Raw genomic sequence first — 24,933 nt, 5'->3', positions numbered from 1 at the left:
TTAACGGTGTCATGCCCTTAGTCCTGCAGCCGCTCCGGGCTGTTGAAGTTGCTTAGCCGGCGATCACTCTCGGCGCACTCCAGCCCTTGCACCGCCTCGCGCAGCAAGGCCTTCTGCAAACTCCGCTCACCCGCTGCCCAGGCCTGTTCCAGCACCGGCAACACCCGCTTGGGCAGTACGCTGAACATCGGCTGCCAAAAACCACCCTGACGCACCATTGCCGCGCTGTTACCGGCCACTGCCAGCCGCAGCAGGCCCTCGATCAATTCGCGATCAACCAGCGGCGCATCGCAAGCCAGCACCACCACCCACGCATGACGTGCCACCCTGAGCCCGGCAATCACCCCCGCCAGCGGCCCGGGGAAGTCGGCTTCTGCATCGCCCACCAACCGGTCGGCGTATGCCCGGTAAGCCGCCTGGTTGCGATTGCAGGAAATCACCAGGTCGTCGCTCAGTGGCCGCACCGCTCGATGAACATGTGCAATCAACGGCTCGCCTTGCCAGTCCACCAGGCCCTTGTCACGGCCGCCCATGCGCTGGCCGCGGCCACCGGCGAGAATGAGTATGGAGCAGGGGGGGAGTGCGTCAGGCATGAAAAAGGGTTCCGGGCAGTCATTGCCGGGAACCCTCCCATTTCACACGGGGCTTGTCCAGTCAGCTTTCGCGGGGCACGGGTTGCCCGTCACTGTCATGCGCCTGGCGTCGCCCGGACAGGCGCATCACCACCACGAAGAATACCGGCACGAAAACCACCGCCAGGGTGGCGCTGAGCATCCCGCCGATCACCCCGGTGCCAATCGCCTGCTGGCTGGCAGAGCTTGCGCCGCTGGCGATGGCCAGGGGCACCACGCCGAGGATGAACGCCAGCGACGTCATCACGATCGGCCGCAGGCGCAGGCGGGCCGCTTGCACGGCGGCGTCGACGGCGTCTACGCCCTGGTCTACCAGATGCTTGGCGAACTCGATGATCAGGATGGCGTTTTTCGCCGACAGGCCGATCAGGGTGATCAGGCCAACCTTGAAGAACACGTCGTTGGGCATGCCGCGCAAGGTCACCGCCAGCACCGCACCGAGCACACCGAGCGGAACGACCAGCAGTACCGCAGTCGGGATCGACCAGCTTTCGTACAGCGCAGCCAGGCACAGGAACACCACCAGCAGCGACAGCGCCATCAGCATGGGTGCCTGGCTACCGGACAGCCGCTCCTGCAGTGACAGGCCGGTCCATTCCAGGCCGGTACCGGCCGGTAGCTGCGCCACCAGCCGCTCGACTTCGGCCATGGCCTCGCCCGAGCTATAGCCGGCGGCTGGCTCGCCTGAGATCGACACCGCCGGGTAACCGTTGTAGCGGGTCAGTTGCACCGGGCCGCTGACCCACCTGGCCTGCACGAACGCACCCAGTGGTACCATCTTGCCGCTGTCATTGCGCACGTGAATGTTCAGCAAGTCTTCGACCTGGCTGCGCTGGTCACCTTCGGCCTGCACCACCACCCGCTGCATACGGCCCTGGTTGGGGAAATCGTTGACGTAGCTGGAGCCCACGGCCACGTCCAGCACCGTGCCGATATCGGCAAACGACACACCCAGTGCATTAGCCTGGCGGCGGTCGATTTCCAGTTGCACCTGCGGGCTTTCCGCCAGCGAGGCTTCGCGCACGTTGGTCAGCACCTTGCTTTTGCTGGCGCTTTCGAGCAGCTGGTCACGGGCTGCCATCAGCTCGGCGTGGCCCATGCCGCCACGGTCCTGAAGGCGAAATTCGAAACCGGTCGACTCACCGAGGCCGTCGATGGGGGGCGGCAGTACCGAATAGGCAATCGCGTCCTTGAGCTGGGTGAAGGCCATGGTCGCGCGGTCGGCGATCGACTGGGCGCTGTCGTCGGCGCCGCGCTCGGACCAGTCCTTGAGGGTGGTGAAGGCCAGCGCCGCGTTCTGCCCGCTACCGGAGAAGCTGAAGCCGAGGATCAAGGTGGTGTTGCCCACGCCCGGTTCTTCGGCGTTGTGCGCCTCGATCTGCGCGGCTACCTGTTCGGTGCGCATGCGGCTGGCGCCCGGCGGCAGTTGAATGTCGGTGATGGTGTAGCCCTGGTCTTCGGTGGGCAGGAACGCCGTAGGCAGCTGGCTGAAACCGTAGCCCAGCACCGCCAGCAGCACCGCGTACACCAGCAGGTAGCGGCCGCTGCGTTTGAGCGCCTGCACCACCCAGCGCTGGTAGCCGTTGCTCATGCTTTCGAAGCGGCGATTGAACCAGCCGAAGAAGCCTTTGCGTTCATGGTGCTCGCCTTTGGCCACGGGCTTGAGCAGGGTGGCGCACAATGCCGGGGTCAGGCTGAGGGCGAGAAACGCCGAGAACAGGATCGACACCGCCATCGACAGCGAGAACTGCTGGTAGATCACCCCCACCGAGCCTTGCATGAAGGCCATGGGCAGGAATACCGCCACCAGCACCAGCGTGATGCCGACGATTGCACCGCTGATCTGGCCCATGGCCTTGCGCGTGGCTTGCTTGGGCGGCAAGCCTTCTTCGGCCATGATGCGCTCGACATTCTCCACCACCACGATGGCATCGTCGACCAGAATGCCGATGGCCAGCACCATGCCGAACAGTGTCAGCACATTGACCGAGAAGCCCATGGCCAGCATCACGGCGAAGGTGCCCATCAATGCCACTGGCACGACCAGGGTCGGGATCAGCGTGTAGCGCAGGTTCTGCAGGAACAGGAACATGACTGCGAACACCAGCAGCATGGCCTCGAACAGGGTGTTGATGACCTGCTCGATCGACACCTTGACGAACGGCGAGGTGTCGTAGGGGATGTCGTACTTGACGCCTTCCGGGAAGTAGCGCGCCAGCTCCTGCATCTTCGCCCGTACCAGGGTAGCGGTTTCCATGGCGTTGGCGCCGGGCGACAACTGCACGCTGAAGGCCGTGGCCGGTTTGCCGTTCAGGCGCGTGCCGTACTGGTATTCCTGGGCGCCGATTTCAACCCGGGCGACATCCCCGATGGTGACCGTGGAGCCGTCCGGGTTGGCGCGCAGGACAATGGCAGCAAACTCTTCGGGGCTGCTCAACTGGCCTTTGACCACCACGTTGGCGGTGATTTCCTGGGTGCTGCGGCTGGGCAGATCGCCGATGCTGCCAGGGGCGACCTGGGCGTTCTGCGCGGCGATGGCTTCGGCTACATCGTTGGGCGTGAGGTTGAAACCGATCAGCTTGCGCGGGTCGATCCAGATGCGCATGGCCCGTTCGGAGCCATACAACTGGGCCTTGCCGACGCCCTTGAGGCGGCGGATTTCATCCATCACGTTCCGTGCAAGGATGTCCGACAGCGCGGTTTCATCGAGCTTGCCGTCTTCGGAGGTGAGGGTCGCCAACAGCAGGAAGCCGGTGGACACTTTCTCCACCTGCAGGCCCTGCTGGGTGACCGGGCGCGGCAGGCGCGACTCGACCACTTTCAAGCGGTTCTGCACGTCGACCTGGGCCAGGTCCGGGTGGGTACCCGGGGCGAAGGTGGCGGTGATGGTGGCGCTGCCCAGGCTGCTCTGCGACTCGAAGTACAGCAGGTTGTCGGCGCCGTTGAGCTCCTGCTCGATCAGGCTGACCACGCTTTCGTCCATGGTCGCCGCCGAGGCGCCTGGGTACACGGCGTAGATTTCCACCTGCGGCGGTGCCACGTTGGGGTACTGGGCCACCGGCAGTTGCGGGATGGCCAGCGCGCCGGCCAGCAGGATGAACAGTGCGACCACCCAGGCGAATACCGGGCGATCGATGAAGAATTGCGGCATGAATCAGGCCCTCACTGGCCGGTATGCTGTGCGATGGGTGGGGCAGTGGGCGTATTGTCGACCTGCACCTGGTCACCGGCCTTGACGTGCTGCAGGCCCTCGACCACCACCCGCTCACCGGCCGCCAGGCCCTCGCTGACAATCCAGCGGTCACCCTGGGCGCTGCCCAGTACTACCTGACGGTCGCTGACCCGGGCGTGCTGGTCTACCACCAGCACCTTGGGCATACCGGCGCTGTCGCGCAGGATGGCGCGTTGCGGCACGCTCAGGCCCTTGGGTTGCACCGCTTGTTCCAGGCGTACCCGCACGTAGCTGCCTGGCAGCAGGTCGAGGTCCGGGTTGGGGAACTCGCTGCGCAGGGTGATCTGGTTGGTGCTGGGGTCGACGCTGATGTCGGAGAACAGCAGCTTGCCCGGCAGCGGATAGGCGCTGCCGTCATCCTGGATCAGCGTGGCGCGTGCCTGGCCGTCGCCCACCTGCTGCAATTCGCCGGCGCGCAGGGCGCGCCGCAGGGCGTTGAGCTCGCGGGTAGACTGGGTGACATCGGCATGGATCGGGTCCAACTGCTGGATGGTCGCCAGCGGGGTGGTTTCGTTTTGCCCGACCAGCGCGCCTTCGGTGACCTGGGCGCGGCCGATACGGCCGGAGATCGGCGCGGTCACGGTGGCATAGCCGAGGTTCAGCCGGGCGCGCTCCAGCGCCGCCCTGGCTTCGGCCACTTCGGCATCGGCCTGCAGGAAACTGGCCTTGGCGTTGTCGTATTCCTGGCGGCTGACGGCTTTGTCGTCGACCAGCTCGCGGTAGCGCTGCTCCTGCAGGCGCGCCTGGTACCGGGTGGCCTCGGCCTTGGCCAGCGTGGCGCGGGCGCTGTCGTGGTCGGCCTTGAACGGCGCCGGATCAATCAGGAACAGTACATCACCCTGCTTGACGTCGCTGCCTTCGCGGTACACCCGCTTGAGCACCACGCCTGCGACCCGCGCACGCACTTCGGCGGTGCGTGGCGCGAGGATACGGCCGCTGAGTTCACTGCTGATGGCCAGTGGCTGCAGTTGCAGAGTTTCCACGCGCACTTGCGCAGTGGGGGCCTGTTCGTCTGGCTCGGCGCTGTCGCTGCAGCCGGTCAGGGACAGGCTCAGCAATGCCATGAGCGCCAACGGGCGCAGGCACGGGGAGAGGGTAGTAGGCATGCGGATCTTCCGATGATGACCGTGTGTATGCTAAGGCAGACGCTGCCTGGGCGGCTGTTAATACCTGTAGGGCGAGTGTGAAAAAGTGTGAAGAATGATCCTTTCGAGTGGTTGGGTTCTATATTCTGCATGGGCCTGTGCTGGCCCTTTCGCGGGTGAACCCGCTCCTACGGGGACCTGCAGGAGCGGGTTTACCGGCGAAGTGCTCGCCACAGGCTTACTTCAACCCAGACGCCCAAGCACCTATGCCGAACATTTTCCTGGTCGAAGACGACAGCGCCCTGTCCGAGCTGATCGCCAGCTACCTGCAACGCAACGACTTCCATGTCCAGGTGATCGCCCGGGGCGATCATGTGCTGGACGAGTACCGTCGGCAAAGGCCTGACCTGGTCATCCTTGACCTGATGCTGCCGGGTATCGATGGCCTGCAGCTGTGCCGGCTGCTGCGCCAGGAGTCGCAGACCCTGCCAATCCTCATGCTGACTGCCCGCGACGACAGCCATGACCAGGTGCTTGGCCTGGAAATGGGGGCCGACGACTACGTGACCAAACCCTGTGAGCCACGCGTGCTGCTGGCCCGGGTGCGCACGCTGCTGCGCCGCAGCAGTGTCAACGAACCGCGCCTGGACAACGACCTGATCCTGATTGGTGGCCTGCGCATCGACCTGGCCGAGCGCACGGTGAGTTGGCGCGGGGAGGAGGTGGAGTTGTCCAGCGGCGAGTACAACCTGCTGGTGGTGCTGGCGCGCAATGCCGGTGAGGTGATGAACCGCGACCGTATCCTGCAACAACTGCGTGGCATCGAGTTCAATGGCACCGATCGCTCCGTTGACGTGGCCATTTCCAAACTGCGGCGCAAGTTCGACGACAACGCCGGCGAAGCGCGCAAGATCAAGACGGTGTGGGGCAAGGGCTACCTGTTCAGCCGTGTCGAGTGGGAGTGCTGATCGGCCATGCTCAAGATCCTGGTGCGGTTGTACCTGGTGATCATCGTCGCCTACGCCGGTGCATTGCTGTTCATCCCTGACACCATCGTCGGCCTGTTCCGCGACCGGTTCATGGCCTACAACCTGGACCAGGCCAAGGGTGTACAGGCGTTGATCGTGCGCCAGTTCCGCCAGGCCCCGCGCGAGCAGTGGTCAGCGGTGGAGCAGGAGCTGGCCAGTGATTTCGCGCCGCTGGAACTGCAGTTGCAGCGCATGGACCAGGCCGCTTTGAGCGATGAAGAGCAGGCGCGCCTGGAGCATGGTCTGTACGCAGTGCGCATTGCCGAGTGGGGCTATTACGAGACGGTGCTGGCGCCGCTGGACAAGGAGTGGCTGGTAAGCCTGCATTCCCCGCCAGACCCGCTGGACATCAACGTGCTGTCGTGGGGCGTGACCGTATTGATTGGTGCAGCCATGCTGGGTTGCCTGCTGCTGTGGGTCTGGCCGCACTGGCGTGATCTGGAGCGCCTCAAGGAGACCGCTCGGCGCCTGGGCCAGGGGCAGATGGCCGAGCGTACGCACATTTCGCCTCACTCCAACATTGGTGAACTGGCCGGGGTATTCGACACCATGGCCAGTGACCTGGAACGCCATGTCAACCAGCAGCGTGAACTGCTCAATGCGGTATCGCACGAGTTACGCACGCCACTGACCCGGCTGGACTTCGGCCTGGTGCTGCTGTTCGACGAAGTGCCGCCAGCCAGCCGCAAGCGCCTGCTGGAGCTGGTCGGGCATGTGCGCGAGCTGGATGAACTGGTGCTGGAGCTGCTGTCCTATAGTCGGTTGTACAACGCCGACCAGGCGCGGGAGCGGGTGGAGGTATCGCTGCTGGAGCTGGTCGACAGTGTGCTTGGCGGCTTTGCCGAGGAGCTCGATGGCCGGGGTATCCAATGGGAAGTGCGGGCCGAGGGTGAGTTGCCGCGCTTTGTACTGGACCCGCGGCTGACGGCGCGCGCGGTGCAGAACCTGGTGCGCAATGCCATGCGCTATTGCGATGAAAGCCTGTTGCTGCGCTTGCGCCTGGAAGCCGATGGCGCCTGTCTGCTGACGGTGGAGGATGACGGGATTGGCGTCCCTGTGGAGGAGCGCGAGCGGGTTTTCCAGCCGTTCTACCGTCTGGACCGCAGCCGCGATCGCAACACCGGTGGTTTTGGCCTGGGGTTGGCAATCAGCCGCCGGGCGATCGAGGGGCAGGGTGGCACCTTGACCCTGGCGCAGTCGGCGCTGGGTGGGGCGCAGTTCAGGATTCGTTTACCCGCCGGAGGATAGGGGCGCTGCAACCGCGAAGAGACGGGCCTGCTAATCCTGCTCTGCCAGCTCGCTGGACCACGACACAAAGCGGTCCTTGCCAGTGTGCTTGGCTTCATATAACGCCTGGTCGGCGCGGACCAGCGCGGTGGTCAGGCTCTCTCCCCGGTTGATCTTGGCCAGGCCAATGCTGATGGTGACCGGGTGCTCGCCAGTGTCCTCGCGCACGCGCTGGCACAGCGCTGCCACTCGCTGCTCGGCCCCTTGCTGATCCAGCCCTTCAAAGAAGATCGCAAACTCTTCACCTCCCAGCCGGGCAAACGCCTGATCGGCCATGCTTGTCTTGATATGCAGGGCCACGCGCTTGAGCACTTCATCGCCCACGTCATGGCCGAAACGGTCATTGACCCGCTTGAAATTGTCGATATCGATCATGGCCAGGTACTGCCCGGACGTCGCCATCCGTAGCTGGCGGTCGGCCTGGGCCATGAACGAGCGGCGGTTGGGAATGTCGGTCAGGGCATCGACGTAGGCCTGCTCCAGCAACACCTTGGACAGGTAGAAATTGTGCAGCTTGGCATTGCGGATCTGCAGGTAGCTGTAGCTGACCAGGCCGCTTAGAAACACGGCATAGCTGATCAGCATGGCGCCTTCGAGCGCATCGGGCTCGATGCGGGTGTGGTAGAACGGATTAAGCATCACCCAGGTGATGACCATGGCGCAGAAGAATGACCAGCGCCGCACCGGCAGCACCGACATGGCATACAGCACGGTGGACACCCCGAGCACCAACCAAACTGGGCGCAGGGCTATCGGGATGCCTTCGATCACCAGGCGCATGCCCAGGGTGATGACGGTAATGAACAGCAGGTTGAGCACGTCGAAGTGATGGCTGCGGCGGGTGAAACGCAGCACTACGATCAGGCTGCCGAGCAGGGCGATGAACAGGAAGGACAGCCAGGTGAAGCCCTGGTCGCCGAGGAAGCTGACGATCAGGTCGAAGACCAGCCAGATCAGGACGCTGATCGAGAATACCAGCAGGCAGAACGAGCGCATGGACTCGAATTCGTGCTGGCGGAACTCGGCGCGCAGGGCGGCGGGCGCGACCTGCTGGCGTACGTGGGCTTCGATGGTCTTGAACATCGGTTGGCTCCGAAGGCTACTACTTTTTCAGGCCTGGACCTTTCGCGGGTAAACCCGCTCCTACAGGGGCCGTACGGTGCGGGAGACCCGTGGGTTTATCCGCGAAGAGGCCGGCCCTGGCGATTCATTGCTGTGGCAAGATACCCCGGGCCCAGGGCCGGTAGCGCAACGCAAACACTGCCTCGGCATGGCACCCGCTACTCAGCCTGGGTTCGGCAGGCTCCGCCCGAAACGCCTGCTCGGGTGCGCTCACCTGGCGGAACGCCTCGCGCACCACACCCACCCGGCACGGCAACGCCTGCTCATAGCCCTGACGCACCAACGCCGGCAAACGCCCGGTGCCGGCGCCATCCTGCCACCACACAGTCAAGCCCAAGCCGGCCAGTTGATCCAGCCAGACGGCATTGACCCGCGGCGACAGCTTGCCTGTGCTGAAGGCGCTGATATGCAACGGCTTGTCCAATTGGCGGTTGAAGGCCTGCAACTGGCTGTACAGCGCATCGCGCCGTTCGGTCTCGCGTAGATGCTGGTCGTCCAGTTCCATGGGCAGGTACCAGCCGTCCACTGGCAATTGCCAGGCCTGGCGCAGTTGCTGGTACTGGCTGAGCGACCGCCCCAGCTGCGCTTTCCAGTAGCTGTTCAGGCCCTCGCCATCCAGCTCGTCGAGTCGCTGGTAGTAGGCCGGGTCCATGTACAGCCCCAGCACCAGCTGCAAGCCCTCGGCGCGCGCGGTGCGCAGGCTGTTGGCCAGCCAGCCCTGGGCACCGCCGAAATCGCTGTCGCCATAGGCACTCCATTGCACGATCAGGGTTTTGCCACCCTTGGCCGCGGTGGCTTGCCACAGTTGCTGCCACTGGGCGGGTGTGACGCTGGCATCGCGGTTAAGGGGTTGGTAGAACAGGCGCTGGTCAGCTGTGGCCGGTAGGCACAGGGCCAGCAGGCAGAAGGCGATGAGCGTACGCATCAGAAGGTCATCTCCGCACCGACCAGCACACCGTTGGCGCGCTCGTAGAGGTTACCGCCCAGCGATTGCTGGTACTCGGCACGCACTTTCAGCGAGCCGCGGTAGGCGTTGTAGCGGTCGTCGTCGAACCACCATTGCCAGCGCACGCCAACCCCGACGCGGGCGTCCTGGCGCCAGTCGTTGCTGGGGTCCTGGCTGGAGAACTCGACAAAGCCGTAGGGCATGAGCGTTTGCGGCGAGCTGCCCGGCAGCTTCCAGGCGTGGCCCTGCTGGTAGCGCGACAGCCAGGCATGGTCGCCGGCGCGGGTCCACCAGGCAGCATCGAGGTAGAGGAACCGTTCGTTCCAGTCGTCCTCATCGATGCGCCAATCGTTGCGCCAGCCTCCCTGGTCGAGGAACGAGGCGGTGGCGCGCAGCAGCAGGTCATTGCTCGATTCGGCGTGGTGGCGCAAATCGCCCCAGTTGCCGCCGACCTTGGCCGGGCTCAGCAACTGGCCAAGGCTGAGGCCGCGATAGTGTGCTTCGTCGATCTGCCGCTGGTGGTAAAGCTCGGCATACAGGTTGAGGTTGGCCTGGCCGAGCGGCTTGTAGCGCAGGCCGACACCGGTTCCCATGCTCTGGGCATAGTCGGTGCGGCTTTGGCCACCGAACAGTACCCGGCCATACACTGACAGGGTGCTGCCATTGCGGCTGGGCTCCTCGCCCAGGGCATGGTCCCACATGGCCAGCTGCACGTTCTGCGATTGCGCCCGGCGCGAGCTGCCGCTGCGCTGGCCGTTGTCGAGAAACTTGTCGTTGGTCGAGGTGCCGGCCGGCGACCAGGTGCTGGCCAGGGTAATGGTGTCGCGCCGTGACAGGCTCTCGTGGGCGCGGCGCTGGCGGTATTTGCGGGCCTCCAGGCTGCCGTATTCGTCATCACCGTCGACCAGGTTCTGCTCTACGTCGAGGATGCGGCGCAGTTCGCGGCGTGCCGCAGCGCTGTCGGCATGTTCGTCGTAGCGCAAGGCGAGTGTTTCGCCAAGGCGGTAGTCCTCGGGGAAGTCGTGAGTGGCGTGTTCAAGGTAGGGGATCGATTGCATGCGCTGAGCCTTGTCTGTCGAGCCAGCCAGGCGCATGCCGTAGTCGGCGCGATAGCGCGGCTGGTTGGGGGCCAGGCGCACGGCTTCGGCCAGCCAGGCGGTGCTCTGCGCACTGTCGCCGGCCAGTTGCGCGGTGCTGGACGCGGCGTAGTAGTGGTCGGCGCGCGGGCTGTGCGCCAGCGCCTGGCGCTGGAAGCCCAGCGCGGCCTGCGGGTCACCTTGGCGCTGGGCGATGGCGGCGCCCAGCGCCCAGTCATCAGCGCTCTGATGCGCGGCAGCGTCCCAGTAGCGGCGTGCTGCATCGGCGTCGCCTGCATTCAGCGCGCCGCGGGCAGCGGTGAGGCGGGCATTATCGGTAAAGGCGCTGTCTGGCAGGCTGCGCCAGATGGGCTGGGCGGTTTCGGAGTCGCCGGCCGCTTCGAGTGCGTAGGCCAGCGGTAGACGGTTGCCAGGGTCGCCCAAACGCTCGGCAGCCTGGTAGTAGACCACCGCCTCACCCGGCTGGTCGGGCATGGCGCAACGGCCGAGGGCGCGGTACTGGCCAGGTTCGCTCGGGGTGGCCGGCACTGCCTGGCGCACGGCATCGCACTGGCCGGCCTCAGCCAGCCGCCCGAGCAACTGGGCGCGGGTGTTGGCGTTGACCCGGGGTATCAGGCCGAGCATGCGGCGGCTGTCCAGGGGGCCGTCGTCACGGGCATACAGGTTGGCCAGACGCTGTAGCAGCGATGGGCCGAGGCGGCCCTGGTGGCGGTCGTAGGCCTGCTCCAGCAAGTGCCGTGCGTGATCGCCGTGGCCCTGTTCGGTCAACAGGAAGGTGGTTTGTTCCAGGGCGGCGAGGTCGCCGGTCTGCCGATAGCGTTGTTCCCATTCAGCGGCGGTGCGCGGCTGCGGGGGCGGCGGCGGGGCGCCATACAGGCGCTGCTTGAGCACGGCATAGGCCCGAGGGTCGGCGCTGGCGGAGCAAGCCTTGAACTGTTCCCGGGCCAGGTCCGGGTCTTGATGTGACAGCCAGTCGACCGTTTCAAGGCAGGGGCGCTGCAGGTCGTTGCTCAGGCGCCGCACCAGCGCTGCATCGTCGCCTTCGCGGGCCAGTTGCCAAAGTTGCTGGCGCTGCTCGGGTTGCTGCAGTTGATCTGGCGGTAGCGACTGCAGCCAGCGTTGGGCTTGCTGGTGGTGGCCGACGGCAATGGCGCGGTTGGCCATGGCCAGCCGCGTCTGGTTGGCCGCTGCGGGGGAGGGGGCGTGGGCCAGCAGCGCAGTCAGGCCCTTTTCGTCGACTTGCTGGATATAGGCATTGGCCAGGCGTTGCCAGTCCTGGGCAGGCAACTGGCCTGTGTCGGCCAGCGGCTGCAGTTGCTCGATGGTTTCTTTCCAGTTGCGCAGCTGTTCGGCGAAGGTGGCCCGGGCCAGGCGCAGGACCTGGCCGTCCCCACCGGGCGGCAGTTGGTTGAGCCAGCCCAGCGCTTTGGCGGCGCCACCAAACTTGGCCAGGCTCAGGCTGTAGGCCTGCCACAGCTGTACCCGGTGGTTGCCGTCGCTGGCGGCCAGCCATTGTTCCACCTGGCTGGCCGGTGGCGGGTCCTGCTCGATCCAGGTCAGGCGCAGCTCCAGCAGGGCGTCGGCGTATTCGGGGCTGTCGCCTAGCTGCTCAGCCAGCGCTTGGGCCTCCTTGTAACGGCGCTGGTGGGCCAGGGCTTCGACCAGCAGGGCGCGGGCTTCGTCGTTGTTCGGCACCCGGCCCAGGACATGGCGGGTAAGGCGCTCGACTTCAGCCCAGTTGTCTTTCCTGGCCTCGCGATAGCTGCGGTCCATAAACGGAAAGCTGGTGAACCGCTGGAAGTCGGTCATCGGCGCCGAAGCGGCAACGGGCAGGGCGGCGGAGCACAGCAGCAGGCCAGTGAAGGTGAGGGAAAAACGCGGCTTCATGCCACCTCCCGGGTCAGATCAATCGCCACTTGCTGTTCGCTGGCCTGTTCGATCAGGGCCTGCTCCAGCACCTGCCTGGTGATGATGCCGCGGGCAATCAGGTGCTCACCGAGGCTTTGGTGTTCGGGGTCGAAGTCGATCAACGCCTGGTTGAACAGGGTGACAGGGACCATGCCGCGCACCTGCAGCAGCGCGCCTAGCATGACTTGGTGATGGCTGACCCGCTCCAGCAGCGCTTCGTCGTCCTGGTGGCGTTCAAGCACAGCCAGCATGTCTCGGGTTTCTTGATGCTGCCAGGGGCTTGGGTAGTGGTAGCGAAGGCCCAGCGTGACCCGGCCCTGGGGGGCCAGGCGTGCCTTGACCGGGCGTTTCAGCTGGCGGCTGATCACACCCAGCGACACCTGGCTGACCGGGCTTTCACTGGCCAGGATCAGGGTGTCGCCGTCTTCGTCCACGGGCAGTACGCCGTAATGGGTGGCCAGCTTGCGCGGTAGTTTGGCGATCAGTTGCGGGCTGAGCTTGAACGGGTTCAGCGGTGCCCAGGGTAGGTCCAGTTGTTCGGCCAGGGTGGCCACCAACTGCTCACTGTTCAGCCAGCCACGCAGTAGCAATTCGCGGCCCAGGCGCCGACGAACCGGGCTGGTGATGGCCTGCTGCAACTGTTCGTCGGTGATCAGGCCCTTGGCCACAAGGCGCTGGCCCAGTGGTGTGCGAGCCGGGGAGGCGATGGCGGGGAACTCGTGGGTGGTCTTGTCCCAGGCCACGCGCCGCGAATCGCCCATTTCCATTACCTGGCGCAGTGCACGCAGGTTGGCGAAAAAGTTGACGAAGTTGCTCCACATCATCCGCGGGGCCGACAGCAGGCCCTCGCCGATGCCATAGAAGCGGGTGACGAACCAGGCGCGCTGGAACAGCCGGTTGAGCAGCATCAGGCCGTTCAGCCACAGCAGGGTCGACAGCAACCAGCTGTCGCTGAGGATCGACATGAAGCGCCACGACTCCGGCGCAATGACCGTGACTAGCCACATGGCCAGCAACACCAGCAGTAACAGGTTGACCAGGAAGCTCAGCAGGTAGGCGAACAGCCCGCGGCGGTCACGCCAGAGGAAATAGTTGAGCGCGCCCTTGCGGCTCCAGCCGAGGTTGCTGGTGCCCTGGAACACGATGCCGACGATCCAGCGCGACTTCTGCCGGATGGCATGCTGCCAGTCACGCGGGAAGTGCTCGCGCACGCAGATCACCTGGGAGAATTCGCGGCTCATGCCTGGGCGCCATTCCTGCTTCAGGGTCAGCGCCGGGTCGGTAATGGAGTAGCGGGCGAAAATGCACTTCATGCCTTTTTGCTTCAGGCGAAAGCCGATGTCGTAGTCTTCGGTCAAGCTTTGAACGTCGAAGGCGATGCCGTCGCCGTCCTCGAGCAGTGCGCTGATGGCGCGGCGGCTGAAGCAGGTGCCGACGCCGGCACTGGGGACCTGGCCGGTCAGCGCTTCGCGCACGATCACGTCCTTGCCGTGGTTTTCGGCAAACTCGTCGACATAGTGGCCGGCAGTAAAGCCCTTCCACTCCGGTGCGTAGGGATACACCGGGATCTGGATCATGTCCTTGCTCGGCAGCAGGTAGTTGAACAGGCGCAGCTCCATCGGCGAGATCACGTCTTCGGCGTCATGCAGGATGAAACCGGCGAACTCGATGCCGGCGTCCTGCTGGAAGCGCAGCAGCGCGTCGATGATGTTGTTCAGGCAGTCGGCCTTGCTGGTGGGACCGGGGCGGGCGCAGACCACTTTGTGCACGTTGGGGAAGTGCAGGCACACCGCGTCCACGTCCGCCTGGGTTTGCGGGTCGTTGGGGTAGGTGCCGACAAAGATCTGGTAGTTCTCGTAGTCGATGGTCGAAGCGGCCAGGCGCGCCATTTCACCGACCACGCCAACTTCGTTCCAGGCGGGGACCATGATGGCCAAAGGTTTTTCCGGGACTTCGTACAAGCGCTTCTCATCGGCCCTTTCGAACTTGCCGTAGATGCGAAAACGCCGGATCAGCGTGCGCCCCCAATAGCACAGATCGATGAACAGGTCGTCCAGGCCCAGCAGGAACATCAACGAGGCAAGGGTGATCGCCAGGAGCTTCAGGCCGAACAGCAGGTAAGTGAGAAAATCGATGAATACCAGGCTCATGTGTCAGCCACCGGCAGGGCAGAGTGGGCCATCGTCTTATCCTCGCTCGTTCCCTCGACGAAGGTGCAGGAGATGTCACTGTCATGTACGGGATAGATACAAGCAGCCGAATGCGGGATTGTCCAAATTTCGGGCTGTTTCTTGCGGGCTGCATCTTGTAGCTTTACAGGTCGTTCATTCAGGGAGCTGAACATGCAAGGTAAGGCCCGCAAGATCGTCCAGGCCATTCTCTATGAGGCCATCGCCGTCGCCTGCGTGGCGCCCGCACTGGAGCTGGCGTTCGGCGCCGGCATGGCGCAGTCGACCGTGCTGTCGGTGCTCATGTCAGGCATCGCGATGAGCTGGAACATGGGTTACAACTGGGCATTCGAACGTTGGGAAGCGCGCCAGCTCAAACGTGAGCGCACTTTCCTGCGGCGCCTGCTGCATGCGCTGGGCTTCGAGGGTGGGCTGGTGGTGATCCTGTTGCCGCTGGTGGCGTACTGGCTGGACGTGAGCCTGTGGGCCGCACTGCTGACCAACCTGGCGTTGTTCGTGTTCTTCTTCGTTTACGCCTTTGTCTTCCAGTGGGGCTTCGACAAGGTGTTCGATGTGCCGCTTTCGGCGCAGCAGGCCAAGTGTTGACTTTCGGCTGCGAGGCAGGCTAAGTTCCTACCCCATGAATACATTCCCGCACGTGAACGCCATTATTATTACCGCCATTATCAGCTTGGCGGGCTAGCGCGTACGTGCACCGAACCCGCCCTGGAGGCGGGTTTTTTCTCTCTGACTCCTGGGCAACGTAAAAATAGCCAAGGAGTCATCGATGACCAGTTTCAGTGTCCCTCGTACTACCGTCACCCCCCAGCAATTGCTGTCGGAGCAGGTGCGGCGCATTCTTGCGGCGCCGGTGTACGACCTGGCCATTGAAACGCCCCTGCAACCGGCCCCGGCCTTGTCTGCTGCCCTGGGCAACCAGGTGTTGCTCAAGCGCGAAGACCTGCAGCCTACGTTTTCGTTCAAGATCCGGGGGGCCTACACCCGCCTGTCGCGACTGACTGATGTGCAGCGTGAGCGCGGGGTGATCACCGCTTCGGCGGGCAACCATGCCCAGGGCGTGGCCTTGGCCGCATCGCATCTGGGTATGAAGGCAACCATCGTCATGCCCACCACCACGCCATCGTTGAAAGTGGAAGGCGTGCGTTCGCGCGGCGGGCATGTGGTGCTGCATGGCGAGAGCTTCCCCCATGCGCTGGCCCACGCACTGAAGCTGGCCGACAGCGAAGGCGCGACCTTCGTGCCACCGTTCGATGACCCGGATGTGATCGCCGGGCAGGGTACCGTGGCCATGGAAATCCTACGTCAGCGCCCGGGGGCGCTGGACGCTATCTTTGTGCCCGTGGGCGGTGGCGGCTTGATCGCCGGTATCGCCGCCTACGTGAAGTACCTGCGCCCTGACGTGAAGGTGATCGGCGTCGAACCGGTGGATTCCAACTGCCTGCAGGCTGCCATGGCCGTCGGCGAACGCGTCATCCTGCCGCAGGTCGGCACCTTTGCCGATGGTGTGGCGGTGGCGCAGATCGGCGCCCATTGCTTCGAGCTGTGCCGCCACTTCGTCGACGAGGTGGTGACGGTGAGCAGTGACGAACTGTGCGCGGCGATCAAGGATATCTACGACGACACCCGTTCGATCACCGAGCCGTCCGGGGCCTTGGCCGTGGCCGGTATCAAGAAGTACGTGGCGCGTGAAGGTGTGCAGGGACAGACCCTGGTGGCCATCGACTCCGGGGCCAACGTCAATTTCGACCGCTTGCGCCATGTGGCCGAGCGGGCCGAGTTGGGCGAGCAGCGCGAGGCGATCATCGCGGTGACAATTCCGGAACAGCCGGGCAGCTTCCGGGCCTTTTGCCAGGCACTGGGCAAGCGGCAGATCACAGAATTCAACTACCGCTTCTACCCCGGCAAGGAGGCGCGCCTGTTCGTGGGCGTGCAGACCCACCCGGTGCATGACCCCCGTGAGCAGTTGCTGGCCAGCTTGCGGGAGCAGGGGTACAGCGTGCTGGACCTGACCGACAATGAGCTGGCCAAGCTGCATGTGCGCCATACCGTGGGTGGGCATGCCGCGTCAGGGGCTGATGAGCGGGTACTGCGCTTCGAGTTCCCCGAACGGCCAGGGGCGTTGCTGGGGTTTCTGGAGCGGTTGGGCAAGCGTTGGAACATCAGCCTGTTCCATTACCGCAACCATGGTGCGGCGCAGGCGCGGGTGTTCGCTGCTTTGGAAGTGCCAGAGGACGAGTTGGCGGGCTTGCCGGTGACGCTGGACGAGATGGGATATCGGTACTGGGACGAGACTGACAACCCGGCGTACAAGCTGTTCCTGGGCTGACGCGCCTGTGTGGCCAATGCAAGCGTGTCTAGCTGCTTGCCGCCTGTGTTCGCTGCGTGACCGCCCCGCCCAAAGGGCAGGGCGATTCCTGCAGGGAACTGCGCGAGCCAGCGAGTGGGTTTCAACGCTCGCGCATGAAAAAGCCGGCAACGAACTTGCGGAATGTTTCCAGGCTTTTGAAGTCGGCGTAGCGCTTGAAGTTCTCGGTATCCGGCTCGGGGCCGATGGGCTGTTCCAGCAGCGACACTGACAACACCCGGTCCTGGTCCGAGGTCAGCACCAGTTCATCCATCACCTGCCCACCGATCACGGGGCGACGCATCTGCACTTTCACCCCTTTACTGGCCATCCAGTCGATCAGCGACACCAATGCCTTGAGCGGCTCGCGTTCTTCATCGCGGTACACCGGGAACAAGTGCGCGCGCGACAGCACGGGCACACTGGCCACATGGATCAGCTCATAGAAATGGCTACCGGCGCTGGTCGGCGAGTAGATCATCAGCGCCAGCAACGGCCCGGTGGTGCGGCTCCCGCCCCAGTACAGGTGATGCCCCTGGAAGTCGAAGCCGTCCTCGCTGCGGTTGTTGAACAACTTGCGCCCTTTGATCTGGTCGACGCAGTCCAGCAGCAGGCCGTGGCGGCGATGGTTGCCGAACACAGAAGCTTCGCGCAGGCGGGACTTGAGCATCATCATGTGCTTCATGTCCAGGCGGGTTTCCAGGTAGTTGCTGGCGGGCACCCGCTCCAGCAGCGGATAGCGGCTGGCCACGCTGCGCAACTCGGCAAACTGTGTGGTCAGGTCTTTCTTCAGGTGGGTGGCGTAAAGGTTGAGCCCGCTGGTTTCAATCCAGGTCAGCAGCAGTGACAGCAGGCGCTGCTGTTCGCGTCTGTCGTTGCCATCGCCGGCGCCACCGGCCGTGCCAGCACGGAAGTCGCTGATCAGGCGCAAGGGTGTATCGGGTGGCAGCCAGGCGGCGGGTGGGGCGGGGTCGTTTTCACGTTCGGCGGCTTCCCGCTCGTCCTTGGTGAACGGGCAGCCAGGCGCGTGCTCGGCGGTGCCCGGGTTGTTCTTGAGGAAAAGTGTGCCGGTGCTGCCGTTGAGAGTGACATTGAGCACCGGCAAGGCATCGTTGCGGCAGTCACAAGCCAGCCACTGGTTGGCGTTGCGCACGTTCATCAGTAGCTGGTTGGCCTGTAGCAGGCGCGGGCCGGCGAGGCTGCCGGTGGCAAAGCCGACCAGCAGTTCCTCTTCAGCGGGGGTCAGGCTGCGCACCTGGGTGGCGGTTTTGTCGATGATTCGCATGAAGCAGCTCCAAGCTACGAGCCTCAAGCTTCAAGCAAAGTCGCGCGGCTTTCAACTCGCCGCTTTGCTACCGCCGAACATCTTCGCGGCACGGGCGCGAATCTGATCGGGCGTCAGGTCCTCTTTGTGGGTGGACACGAACCAGATGTTGCCAAACGGATCTTTCAGGGTGCCGCTGCGGTCACCGTAAAATTGGTCGGTCAAGGGATGTAACTGGATGCCCCCGGCGGCCAGGGCCTGGGCGTAGACCTTGTCGCAGTCTTCAACATACAAGTGCAGGCCAACACCCGCACCGTTGAGCTTCTGGCTGGCGGTGAGGCCGCCTTCCATGTCGCAGGGGTCGCCCAGCATCAGCGACGAATCGCCGATTTTCAGTTCGGCATGGCCAACGCGACCGCCCGGGGCATCGAGGCGGAACATTTCCACCGCCCCAAAGGCTTGCTTGTAAAACTCGATGGCCTTGGCGGCGTCGTTGATGGCCAGGTAGGGCGTGATGCTGTGCTGGCCTTCGGGAATAGGTTTGACTGCCATGTTCGACTCTCCTGTGCAATGGGCGCCGAAAGGCGCCCTGTTGCTTAGAGTCGTTCGCCCAGATGGAAAATCGACAGTGATGCTAGATCGATTGTCTATAAGCGCGGCGGTCAGAAGATGTAGTCGGTGGTCAGGAAGCTCGACTGGCGGTTGCGAATGATCTCGCTGATCAGCGCTTTGTTGGCCTCCTGGAAGCGCGTGGCGACCAGCGTCCGGATGGAGAACACACGCAAAGCGTCATCCACCGAGAGCGTGCCCTCGGCGCTGTTCTTGCGGCCGTTGAACGGGTAGGTGTCAGGGCCGCGTTGGCACTGAGCATTGATGTTGATGCGCCCGACCTGGTTGGCGAAGATGTCGACGAGGCTGCCGATGGTGGCCGGGTCGTTGCCGAACAGGCTCAGTTGCTGGCCGTAGTCGGAGTCCAGCACATAGTCGATCACTGTCTGCAGGTCGCGGTAGGGCACCACCGGTACCAGCGGGCCGAACTGCTCTTCGTGGTACACGCGCATTTCCCGGCTGACCGGGTACAGCAAGGCCGGGTAGAAGAATGAGCCGCGGCTGTGCCCGCCATTTTCGTTGAGCACGCGCGCGCCCTTGGCCGTCGCATCGGCAACCAGGCCATCGAGGTAGTCGACCTTGCCAGGCTCGGGCAACGGTGTCAGCGCCACGCCAGGTTCCCACGGCATGCCGGGCTTGAGCGCCGCCAATTTGTGCTGAAACTTGTCGAGGAAGGCCTCGACCACATCCTCGTGCACGAACAGGATCTTCAGTGCCGTGCAGCGCTGGCCGTTGAACGACAACGCCCCGGTGACGGCCTCTTCGACAGCGTTGTCGAGGTCGACCTGGGGCAGCACGATGCCCGGGTTCTTGGCGTCCAGGCCCAGTGCGGCGCGCAGACGATGCGGGCGTGGGTGCAGTTTTTTCAGGTCGCTGGCGGCCTTGTGGGTGCCGATGAAGGCGAATACATCGACCTTGCCGCTGGCCATCAGCGCGCTAACCGTTTCCCGGCCGCGTCCATAGATGACATTGATCACGCCTGCCGGGAAGCTGTCGCGGAACGCTTCGAGCAAGGGGCGGATCAGCAGTACGCCGAACTTGGCCGGCTTGAACACCACGGTGTTGCCCATGATCAGCGCCGGGATGAGCGTGGTAAAGGTCTCGTTCAGCGGGTAGTTGTAGGGCCCCATGCACAGGGCCACGCCCAGCGGGGCGCGACGGATCTGGCCGAGGGTGCCTTGTTCCAGCTCGAAGCGGCTGGAGCGGCGGTCCAGGTCCTTGAGGGCGTTGATGGTGTCGACGATGTAGTCGCAGGTGCGGTCGAATTCCTTCTCCGAATCCTTCAGGTTCTTGCCGATCTCCCACATCAGCAGCTTGACCACGGCCTGGCGCTGTTCACGCATACGGGCAAGGAAGGATTCCACATGCTGGATACGCTCGGCCACGCGCATGTTCGGCCAGGCGCCACGGCCTTTGTCATAGGCCTGCACGGCGGCATCGAGGGCGGTAAGCGCGGTCTCGGCATCCAGCAGCGGGGCGCTGCCCAGTATGACCTGATGCTCCTCGTCGCCTTGCTTGAGCCACACCGGGCTGCGCACCGTGGCCAACGGGCCGTCCCAGCGCCTGAGCTCACCGTTGACCAGGTAATCGCGTTGTTCCAGTGGGGCTCCCAGGCGCCAGGTGTCCGGGATGTTCTCGGCGCTGGGGAAGAGTGAATCGAGCAAACGGTCCATGGGTACTGCACCTCACATCAAAGGGCGGTTTTCAAGTCAGTTGAATCGTTTCAGCTACGAGCATGCACTGGCTGCCGGAAAAACACCAGTCTGGTTCAACATGGCCGCCAATGCCTACCCGGCAAGCAGTCAGCGAACTGAAAGGCGTTGATGCAAAGTAGGCATCAAAGTTTACTCATTGATAGCGAAGTAGCCAGCGGACGCTTGATGGGCATGGTTATAGCAAAAGTTGTGTTGAGCATTGGTTTGATGCGGGGAATTTGACGCCATGAAACTTGATTAAAAGTCAGCCAGAAGCCGCTTGCCAAAGCGTTTGCAGCCATCTTAAATTGTTACTGAATGTGATAGTAAAGTTTCAAGTAAAACAATAAAAATCAGAGTGTTAAGTTTTTTTGCCGGGTTTTTTCTCTTGTTCCGATTGGCCAACAGTGCACTTCAAAGGACGCCGAAGAAGAAATGAAAAAGACCTTGACGACTGTGGCGCGCAAGCTCCTGTCGCCCTCCCTGCGCTACGAAATCAGGCTGCTGGCCAGCAAAATGCGAGAAATGTTGGCGCGTGCCTGTCTCTGGCGTTGGGAAGTCGCCAGGTTCCGCCCGCAACAGGAGAGCCCGTACGAAATCCTCTACATCGGCCGCAAGCAGCAACGGGAAATGGCCAAGCTGCTGATCGGTGGCAAGGGCCAGGGCAGCGCATCGATCGTGGACGGTGCAAGTGCCACGGCGGCTGCCAGCCACGTCGTGGTCATCAGCGAAATGCCCACGTCGGGGTCGCTGTCAGTCCCCCACTACCTGAGCGCCGTGGTGCCGCTTGGGCGCCCACTGGAAGACATCACTGCCCGCTACGACAGCGAACTGCGGCGCAGCATTCGCAAGAACCGGCCGCTTTATCACATGCGCCAAGCCCTTTCGGACGAAGAAATCGCCATGGCCGACCGGGATCTGCTGCGCCCTTATGCTTCGGCCCGGCAGGGCATTCATGCCGCGCAGTTTCCTACCGAAGAGGTGTTCCGTATTGCCAAGAGTGTCGGCCGGCTTGACTTGATCATGCTGGGCGATGAGGTGATCGGCTGCCACCTGGGGTGTGAAGTGGTACGCGGCGGCAAGCGTTACTGGAGCACGTTGCGCTTTGGCTATTGCGAGGCGGTGTTTTCCGATGCGAAGAAATTGCGCGAGGTGAATTCGATCACCACTTTCATGGCGCTTGAATGGGCACTGGAACAGGGCTTCGATTATTACGACATCGGCCTGTGTCTGGCGCGCCCGGACGACGGCCTGCTGAAGTGGAAGCGCCGCCGCGGTGGTGATATCGATTCGCTGGGTAACCATGCGTACCTGTTTGTCCGCCTGCCCAAGACCGGTACGGCAAAGTTCCTGTGGGACACGCCGATGTTCGCGGTCGAAGGCGACAAGCTGACGTTGCATCTGGGGCTCCCCGATGGCCCAAGCGATGAGGAAGTTGCCAGCCGCTATCACGAAATGGTGTTTGGTGGCCTGCACAAGATTTATCTCTACGGAGGCAGCGGGGCAGGCGAACCGTTTGTGGAAACATTGCGCAGCCGTTACGCCAGCTTGCAGTCACCGCCCACCATGGAAAGAGTCACGAGTAGTTGAGTAACTGCCAGGGATGCTTTGATCTGGCGCCGGGCGCCGGGCTCCAGTCTTCGTCATCAGGGGGGACGCTTCATGGGAAGCGACATCTCGCAGTTCAGTGCATCGCCCGCAGGCAGGCAACACAGCTGGACCTTGGCCGCCTACCGATACATGGCGCGCAAACGGCTGGGCGGCAAATCGGCGATCGATCTCAAGAGCGTCGCCACCAAAAGTTGGGACATTGCCCCGGGCGAAGCCACGGTTTCGCCGCCGGCCATTTTCCTGCCTGGCCAGCTGGAGCGGGTAACGGGCTGGGAAGGCAAGCGGTTTTACCCCTACGTGCACCCGGCGCAGACCATGGCGGGAGGTGTCCACACGTTGCAAGGGCCAACCCGCGGCTACCTGGTCAAGGATGTATGGCTGGTCGATGGGGCATTGTACAAGGGCAAGGCCAGCCACTGGCTGTCACAGAAGCCGAATACCTTCCCGACCATCCTCATCGACCATGAAATCGACCGCGCTGCGATCTACTGCACGCTAAACGGTAATGCCTGGTTCGGCACCTGGCTGATGGAGGATTGCCCGACCTATGCGCTGGCCTGCAACGAGGGCATCCCCGTGACCACCGCCCCCTCTGCCAGGTATCCGCTGTTCACCCAGGCACCGGCCTATGAAGACTGGCTGGACATGAAGCCTTTGCGCCTGCGCAGTGCGTTCTTCCGTGAGCTGGTGCTGTTCGATGACCAGAGCAACAACCGCAGCCGGCATGCTCGCTACCGAGCCATGGGTGACAAGCTGCTGTCGCATGTGACGCACACGCAGCACCCGGGGGTTTTCCTGTTGCGGGGCGGTGATGGTGACCTGCGCCTGTTGCGCAACGAGCTGGAGCTTGCCGAACACCTGCGCACGACCCGCGGTTTTCGCATCGTCAACCCGCTGAAGTCCGATGTACCGAGTATTGTCGCGGCCTGCGCCGGGGCTAAAGTGGTCATCGGGGTGGAGGGTAGCCAGTTGGTGCATGGCGTGAATGTGCTGCAGGCTGGAGGCTGCCTGCTGACTTTGCAGCCGCCGAACCGTTTTGTCAGTTACTACAAATACCTGACGGATCGTGATCACCAGCATTTCGGCTTTGTGGTAGGCCTGCTGGACGGCGATGGTTTCCGGATCGATATTGACGAGGTGGAGCGCACGCTGGATCTGTTCCCTCGATAAATGTGTAGTATCCGTGCATGGATCAGCGGCAGGCAGGGCAGTAGAGGATGATCGAGGTATCACGGTTTTGGCGCGACCCTGCCTTGCCGTTCGTCGAAGCCCGACGGGTAGGGGACGGGCGCAAGGTGTGCTACGCCGCGCACTCCCACGAGAGTTTCTCCATCGGGGTGATCACGGGGGGACGTAGCACTTACATCAACAGTGACCAGTGCGTTGAGGTTGGGGCGGGTACCACGGTGTTGATGAATCCAGGCGTGGTGCATACCTGCAACCCTGTTGCCGGGGAACCCTGGTCTTACCTGATGCTGTTTGTCGATCAGCCTTGGTTGCAGGCAGTGGGTTTTACCCTGCCCACGCAGACCTGGAGCCGCTCGCCTGTGTTGTATGGGCGGCTGTTGCAGGCCTTTGCCGACCTGTTCGATGCCAGGCTGCCTGATCGCGAAGCCCGCCTGGTGGCCCTGTTTCACGAGTTGCCGGGCATGCTTGGCGGTAATGCCAGCGAGGGTGGCGAGGGCAATCCACGGCTGGATGCAGCGGCAGCGTTCATACGCGCCCATCGCAGTGACCCGCTCAGCCTCGAGGACATCTGCGGGGCCTGTGGCCTGTCCCGTTCCTACCTGATTCGTGCCTTTCGCCAACGCTTCGGCCTGACGCCGCATGGCTACCTGCTAGACCAGCGCGTGCAACTGGCCCGGGCGCAGTTGCGCCAGGGCCGCTCAATTGCTGAAGTTGCACAGGAGGCCGGGTTCGCTGATCAGGCACACCTGCAGCGGGCATTCAAACAGCACCTGGCGGCGACACCGGGGCATTACAGAAATGCCGTCGCTAGCCTGGGCGCTCCTGCAGGAGCCGTGCAAGCCTTAAAGGATCAGGTAAACCGCGCTGGCGACCAGTAACACGGCCAGGCTCCGATTGAGCATGCGCAGGTGACGTGGGTTGTCCAGGTACTGGCGAATCACGCTGCCGGCCCAGGCCCAGCAGGCCACCGAGATGAAACAGATCGGCCCGTAGATCCAGGTAAACAGCCACAGCAAGTGCTGTTCACCGCCGGTGTAGGCACCCACCCCGGCAACGGCTGCCAACCAGGCTTTGGGGTTCAGCCACTGCATCGCTGCGCCGTGCCAGGCTGAAGGGGCTTGGGTAGGCTGTGCGTTGTTCAGGTTACCGTCGTCACTGGCCAGCTTCCACGCCATGTACAGCAGAAACGCCACACCGCCCCAGTGCAACATCAGGCCCAGCAAGGGCCAGCGCAACAGCAGTTGATGCAGGCCCAGCCCGACCAGCACCAGCAACAGGCAGAACCCCAGCGTGGCGCCGGCCACATGTGCAACGCTGGCGCGCAGGCCATGGCGGGCACCGCTGCCAAGGGCGACGATGTTGACCGGGCCGGGGGAGATCGAGGCCGCAAGGGCGAAGGCGGCCATGGACAGGTATAGGCTCATGAGGAAGATCCGCGTGGTTGGGGAGGCGTTATCCTCGCGTGGCCGGCGTTCTGATGTATTGAACAAAAGTACCTGCGCACGACTCGCGCCTGCAGGGCTAATGGCGATCCAGGGTTGTTACAGGTTTTGTAATAGTTTTGCGCTACTACAGAAACCTGCTGTGCTTGTAGCATCGTTCTCCCAATTTGTTATCAAGGTCTATATGAGCACCTTCGCGGAGCCCCCCAGTCTTCGGCCTTTCTGGCCATCCTTCTCCCGTCCTTGTGACGTGCC

The 24,933-nt window shown here is 63.6% G+C and carries 18 protein-coding genes; 7 read left to right on the top strand and 11 right to left on the bottom strand.

Annotated features, from left to right (window positions below):
• Positions 1-17: 17 nt before the first annotated feature.
• The 3 genes from mobA to ACF8FG_RS18895 form a co-directional block, all read right to left on the bottom strand.
• Positions 18-593 carry a molybdenum cofactor guanylyltransferase MobA gene (gene mobA / locus ACF8FG_RS18905; RefSeq protein WP_014590802.1) on the bottom strand — a complete coding sequence of 192 codons (576 nt, stop codon included), beginning with the start codon at positions 591-593 and terminating at the stop codon, positions 18-20.
• 61 nt (positions 594-654) lie between these two features.
• The gene (locus ACF8FG_RS18900; RefSeq protein ID WP_135199003.1) at positions 655-3,783 is read right to left on the bottom strand and encodes an efflux RND transporter permease subunit; all 3,129 of its coding nucleotides are present in this window, start codon (positions 3,781-3,783) and stop codon (positions 655-657) included.
• Positions 3,784-3,794: 11 nt separating this feature from the next.
• On the bottom strand, positions 3,795-4,970 hold the full coding sequence (locus ACF8FG_RS18895; RefSeq protein WP_135199004.1) for an efflux RND transporter periplasmic adaptor subunit: 1,176 nt from the start codon (positions 4,968-4,970) through the stop codon (positions 3,795-3,797).
• 245 nt (positions 4,971-5,215) lie between these two features.
• Here ACF8FG_RS18895 and ACF8FG_RS18890 point away from each other — a divergent pair, with 245 nt between their 5' ends.
• Positions 5,216-5,917, top strand: coding sequence for a response regulator transcription factor (locus ACF8FG_RS18890; protein ID WP_019437505.1), 702 nt, complete (start codon positions 5,216-5,218; stop codon positions 5,915-5,917).
• 6 nt (positions 5,918-5,923) lie between these two features.
• Positions 5,924-7,225 carry an ATP-binding protein gene (locus ACF8FG_RS18885; protein ID WP_014590806.1) on the top strand — a complete coding sequence of 434 codons (1,302 nt, stop codon included), beginning with the start codon at positions 5,924-5,926 and terminating at the stop codon, positions 7,223-7,225.
• 30 nt (positions 7,226-7,255) lie between these two features.
• Here the strand turns inward: ACF8FG_RS18885 and ACF8FG_RS18880 are convergent, their stop codons facing one another.
• The 4 genes from ACF8FG_RS18880 to nrfB form a co-directional block, all read right to left on the bottom strand.
• Positions 7,256-8,347 (bottom strand): diguanylate cyclase, encoded by a 1,092-nt coding sequence (locus ACF8FG_RS18880; RefSeq protein WP_119713557.1) that lies wholly within the window; start codon positions 8,345-8,347, stop codon positions 7,256-7,258.
• A gap of 124 nt (positions 8,348-8,471) precedes the next feature.
• Complete coding sequence (locus ACF8FG_RS18875; RefSeq protein ID WP_014590808.1) at positions 8,472-9,311, bottom strand: DUF4434 family protein; 840 nt, start codon at positions 9,309-9,311, stop codon at positions 8,472-8,474.
• On the bottom strand, positions 9,311-12,316 hold the full coding sequence (locus ACF8FG_RS18870) for a phage receptor (RefSeq protein WP_119713558.1): 3,006 nt from the start codon (positions 12,314-12,316) through the stop codon (positions 9,311-9,313). Before ACF8FG_RS18870 ends, ACF8FG_RS18875 begins: the two co-directional genes overlap by 1 nt.
• Positions 12,313-14,487 carry a cyclic di-3',5'-guanylate-activated glycosyltransferase NrfB gene (gene nrfB, locus ACF8FG_RS18865; RefSeq protein WP_014590810.1) on the bottom strand — a complete coding sequence of 725 codons (2,175 nt, stop codon included), beginning with the start codon at positions 14,485-14,487 and terminating at the stop codon, positions 12,313-12,315. The genes ACF8FG_RS18870 and nrfB overlap by 4 nt, the downstream gene beginning before the upstream one ends.
• A 192-nt stretch (positions 14,488-14,679) precedes the next feature.
• On the opposite strand from nrfB, the gene ACF8FG_RS18860 reads away from it, so the two are divergent.
• Together ACF8FG_RS18860 and ilvA are read left to right on the top strand one after the other, a co-directional pair.
• Positions 14,680-15,111: a PACE efflux transporter gene (locus ACF8FG_RS18860; protein WP_318081798.1), complete on the top strand. Its 432-nt coding sequence runs from the start codon at positions 14,680-14,682 to the stop codon at positions 15,109-15,111.
• Positions 15,112-15,292: 181 nt separating this feature from the next.
• On the top strand, positions 15,293-16,852 hold the full coding sequence (gene ilvA / locus ACF8FG_RS18855) for a threonine ammonia-lyase, biosynthetic (RefSeq protein WP_019437511.1): 1,560 nt from the start codon (positions 15,293-15,295) through the stop codon (positions 16,850-16,852).
• 121 nt (positions 16,853-16,973) lie between these two features.
• Here ilvA and ACF8FG_RS18850 read toward each other — a convergent pair whose 3' ends face one another.
• The 3 genes from ACF8FG_RS18850 to ACF8FG_RS18840 all read right to left on the bottom strand — a co-directional run bounded on the left by ACF8FG_RS18850 (position 16,974) and on the right by ACF8FG_RS18840 (position 20,416).
• Entirely contained in the window at positions 16,974-18,155 is a 1,182-nt protein-coding gene (locus tag ACF8FG_RS18850) for a hypothetical protein (RefSeq protein WP_014590813.1), read from the bottom strand.
• Between the two features lie 51 nt (positions 18,156-18,206).
• Entirely contained in the window at positions 18,207-18,686 is a 480-nt protein-coding gene (locus ACF8FG_RS18845) for a VOC family protein (protein ID WP_014590814.1), read from the bottom strand.
• A gap of 110 nt (positions 18,687-18,796) precedes the next feature.
• Positions 18,797-20,416: an NADP-dependent glyceraldehyde-3-phosphate dehydrogenase gene (locus tag ACF8FG_RS18840; protein ID WP_014590815.1), complete on the bottom strand. Its 1,620-nt coding sequence runs from the start codon at positions 20,414-20,416 to the stop codon at positions 18,797-18,799.
• Between the two features lie 456 nt (positions 20,417-20,872).
• Between ACF8FG_RS18840 and ACF8FG_RS18835 the strand changes: the two genes are divergently transcribed.
• The 3 genes from ACF8FG_RS18835 to ACF8FG_RS18825 all read left to right on the top strand — a co-directional run bounded on the left by ACF8FG_RS18835 (position 20,873) and on the right by ACF8FG_RS18825 (position 24,114).
• A complete protein-coding gene (locus tag ACF8FG_RS18835) occupies positions 20,873-22,027 on the top strand; it encodes a hypothetical protein (RefSeq protein WP_019437513.1) in 1,155 nt (384 codons plus the stop codon).
• Between the two features lie 72 nt (positions 22,028-22,099).
• Positions 22,100-23,218 (top strand): glycosyltransferase 61 family protein, encoded by a 1,119-nt coding sequence (locus tag ACF8FG_RS18830; protein WP_119713559.1) that lies wholly within the window; start codon positions 22,100-22,102, stop codon positions 23,216-23,218.
• A gap of 47 nt (positions 23,219-23,265) precedes the next feature.
• The gene (locus ACF8FG_RS18825; protein WP_019437515.1) at positions 23,266-24,114 is read left to right on the top strand and encodes an AraC family transcriptional regulator; all 849 of its coding nucleotides are present in this window, start codon (positions 23,266-23,268) and stop codon (positions 24,112-24,114) included.
• Here ACF8FG_RS18825 and ACF8FG_RS18820 read toward each other — a convergent pair.
• Complete coding sequence (locus ACF8FG_RS18820; protein WP_014590819.1) at positions 24,079-24,660, bottom strand: LysE family translocator; 582 nt, start codon at positions 24,658-24,660, stop codon at positions 24,079-24,081. The genes ACF8FG_RS18825 and ACF8FG_RS18820 overlap by 36 nt on opposite strands.
• Between the last annotated feature and the right edge of the window lie 273 nt (positions 24,661-24,933).

This window comes from Pseudomonas sp. YQ_6 (genome assembly GCF_043103245.1).
Lineage (GTDB): Bacteria > Pseudomonadota > Gammaproteobacteria > Pseudomonadales > Pseudomonadaceae > Aquipseudomonas > Aquipseudomonas alloputida.
The sequence above is the reverse complement of the archived record's forward strand: the minus strand, read 5'-3'. Positions and strand labels throughout refer to the sequence as shown.

Bases quoted from the DNA above. Each gene is read 5' to 3' on its own strand.
- mobA (WP_014590802.1), bottom strand. From the start codon at position 593: ATGCCTGACGCACTCCCCCCCTGCTCCATACTCATTCTCGCCGGTGGC.
- ilvA (WP_019437511.1), top strand. From the start codon at position 15,293: ATGACCAGTTTCAGTGTCCCTCGTACTACCGTCACCCCCCAGCAATTG.
- ACF8FG_RS18825 (WP_019437515.1), top strand. From the start codon at position 23,266: ATGATCGAGGTATCACGGTTTTGGCGCGACCCTGCCTTGCCGTTCGTC.
- ACF8FG_RS18900 (WP_135199003.1), bottom strand. From the start codon at position 3,783: ATGCCGCAATTCTTCATCGATCGCCCGGTATTCGCCTGGGTGGTCGCA.
- ACF8FG_RS18820 (WP_014590819.1), bottom strand. From the start codon at position 24,660: ATGAGCCTATACCTGTCCATGGCCGCCTTCGCCCTTGCGGCCTCGATC.
- ACF8FG_RS18830 (WP_119713559.1), top strand. From the start codon at position 22,100: ATGGGAAGCGACATCTCGCAGTTCAGTGCATCGCCCGCAGGCAGGCAA.
- ACF8FG_RS18840 (WP_014590815.1), bottom strand. From the start codon at position 20,416: ATGGACCGTTTGCTCGATTCACTCTTCCCCAGCGCCGAGAACATCCCG.
- ACF8FG_RS18870 (WP_119713558.1), bottom strand. From the start codon at position 12,316: ATGAAGCCGCGTTTTTCCCTCACCTTCACTGGCCTGCTGCTGTGCTCC.
- ACF8FG_RS18845 (WP_014590814.1), bottom strand. From the start codon at position 18,686: ATGGCAGTCAAACCTATTCCCGAAGGCCAGCACAGCATCACGCCCTAC.
- ACF8FG_RS18860 (WP_318081798.1), top strand. From the start codon at position 14,680: ATGCAAGGTAAGGCCCGCAAGATCGTCCAGGCCATTCTCTATGAGGCC.
- nrfB (WP_014590810.1), bottom strand. From the start codon at position 14,487: ATGAGCCTGGTATTCATCGATTTTCTCACTTACCTGCTGTTCGGCCTG.
- ACF8FG_RS18895 (WP_135199004.1), bottom strand. From the start codon at position 4,970: ATGCCTACTACCCTCTCCCCGTGCCTGCGCCCGTTGGCGCTCATGGCA.
- ACF8FG_RS18875 (WP_014590808.1), bottom strand. From the start codon at position 9,311: ATGCGTACGCTCATCGCCTTCTGCCTGCTGGCCCTGTGCCTACCGGCC.
- ACF8FG_RS18835 (WP_019437513.1), top strand. From the start codon at position 20,873: ATGAAAAAGACCTTGACGACTGTGGCGCGCAAGCTCCTGTCGCCCTCC.
- ACF8FG_RS18885 (WP_014590806.1), top strand. From the start codon at position 5,924: ATGCTCAAGATCCTGGTGCGGTTGTACCTGGTGATCATCGTCGCCTAC.
- ACF8FG_RS18880 (WP_119713557.1), bottom strand. From the start codon at position 8,347: ATGTTCAAGACCATCGAAGCCCACGTACGCCAGCAGGTCGCGCCCGCC.
- ACF8FG_RS18890 (WP_019437505.1), top strand. From the start codon at position 5,216: ATGCCGAACATTTTCCTGGTCGAAGACGACAGCGCCCTGTCCGAGCTG.
- ACF8FG_RS18850 (WP_014590813.1), bottom strand. From the start codon at position 18,155: ATGCGAATCATCGACAAAACCGCCACCCAGGTGCGCAGCCTGACCCCC.